General features: G+C 39.6%; 1 pseudogene. It reads left to right on the forward strand.

Features of this window, described 5'->3' with window-relative positions:
• Positions 1 to 474 (forward strand): annotated as a pseudogene (locus A9G32_RS12990) (hypothetical protein); the annotation flags it as partial.
• Between the last annotated feature and the right edge of the window lies 1 nt (position 475).

The raw sequence follows: 475 nt of genomic DNA on the forward strand, positions 1-475 counted from the left end.
ATTCATTACCTTGAAGGTGAAATAGATCCTAAAGACCCCTATGACAAAATTAAGCAAAATAAAAGACTTAACTTAAAACTCTCCCTTTATGCCAAAGAGGGATTATTTACCGAAGAGCTGGTCGGTCACGATGGCGACAAGCCACTATACCGCTATAATTTAACGGATGAAGGACGTAAATATCTTGGTAAAAAATGGAGTGCAACAAATTTCTGCTTTGGAAAAGTGGTGGTTGAAAAAATTGATGAGGTTGATGATCAAATGCAAGGGATGAGAATGGTGACTTTTTATTACCATATGGAAAACGTGCCAAACTGGATAAAAAATAAGGATATTTATAGCTTGTATCCTGGCTATGGCGGTTTAGAGGAAGCCGTATTGGGGGAGAGCACTATAGGCGTACATTATTACAGTTTTGGGCCTGATGGTGAGCTACGTTTGACGGGCGGCCAGAGTGGCGGATATGTTTTATAAA

The sequence above is a fragment of the Gilliamella sp. Gris3-2 genome (assembly GCF_001690345.1).
Classification (GTDB): domain Bacteria; phylum Pseudomonadota; class Gammaproteobacteria; order Enterobacterales; family Orbaceae; genus Gilliamella; species Gilliamella bombi.